Source organism: Rossellomorea oryzaecorticis, from assembly GCF_038405515.1.
Taxonomy (GTDB): domain Bacteria; phylum Bacillota; class Bacilli; order Bacillales; family Bacillaceae_B; genus Rossellomorea; species Rossellomorea oryzaecorticis_A.
The window spans coordinates 1-1,220 of sequence record NZ_JBBYAF010000094.1; the positions used below are offsets into that span (position 1 = coordinate 1).

Below are 1,220 nucleotides of genomic sequence, written 5' to 3' on the forward strand. Positions count from 1 at the left end.
AACTTTACCGGAGACATCCTGCCGAGGCTGCCATGATAACGTCTGTGATTATAAAACTCCATGAACTCATCAATTTCGAAGTAAGCTTCTTCAAAGTGTTCAAATTCATAACGCCTGAATAAATCCCTCTCTAAAATACTGAAAAACGACTCAATATAGGCATTGTAGTTTGGTGACCTGGGAGGAATTCTTTCATGGAAAACCTTATTACTCTCGCAGAATTCTCCAAAAAGATTACTGATAAATTGAGGCCCGTTATCTGTTCTTATTACGATACAATGGCCTTCCATCTCTTCTAAAGCCTGTAACCCACGTCTAATGATGGCTTCATTAAGCATTCCTGTAATATCCTTGGCAGTGCACCTTGGCCCTCTGTAATATCCAACGATGGCGCGGTCAAAAACATCAATCGCACAGGCAACAAAGAAAAACCTTCGGCTTCCTGAGATGGACCCGTATTTAATATCAAGCTGCCAAAGCTGATTAGGGGCCGTAACGAACCGTTTTCGGACAAGTCGCTTTGGATACTTCGGATTGCCCGTTCGTTGGGGAAGGAGAATCCCTAACTTCCTGCACAACCTCGCAACCTTTTTGTGATTAATTTGAAGGTCGTGGTGATCTTTTAGAAATTGAGTTAAGTTCTTTACACCATAGTTTTCGCCATCCCCTGCGATGGCCTCCATAAGGAATTCTTCAATCTGTTCATCAGGAATGATTTCTCCTTTGTATGTCTGAGAGTAACCTGGGATCGGACGGCCCCTTTTTTCCTCAGCTGCCACAGCTTCTTCTATGCCGTTATGGTAGTAGTAGAGGGATCGATTAACCCCTGTAATCTCTGAAAGCTTAGTTATGTGAAACCCCTCCTTTGCCCATAGTCGAACCTCATCCAAGACCGTTAGGGCCGGTACTGGGTTTTTTTTAATAAGTTTCTAAGCATGGCAACTTCCAGCTCTTTTTCACCAAGGAGTTTCATCGCCTGTTCATATTTAGCCTTCAACTCTTCTTTTGTCGGCTCAGTAGAAACAATAGCTGATGTTGGATCCTCCATCTGTTCCCTTACCTCATCTTCATACTCTTTGATCCACTTAGTAAGGGTAGTCCTAGAGATTCCCGCATGGCGGGCAATTGACGAATAATTACCACTTTCTAAAGCCATTCGGACATAGTTTCTTTTGACTTCTTCCAAGGCTTCAATCTTCTTCTTTGGCATTGAAAATATC

General features: G+C 42.8%; 2 protein-coding genes. Both read right to left on the reverse strand.

The window, feature by feature from the left end:
* Positions 1 to 890, reverse strand: an 890-nt coding sequence (locus AAEO50_RS21065) for an IS3 family transposase (RefSeq protein ID WP_341986334.1), incomplete at its 3' end; no start/stop codon positions are given.
* 5 nt (positions 891 to 895) lie between these two features.
* Positions 896 to 1,220 (reverse strand): helix-turn-helix domain-containing protein (locus AAEO50_RS21070; RefSeq protein WP_341986335.1); only part of this gene is annotated, 325 nt, incomplete at its 5' end.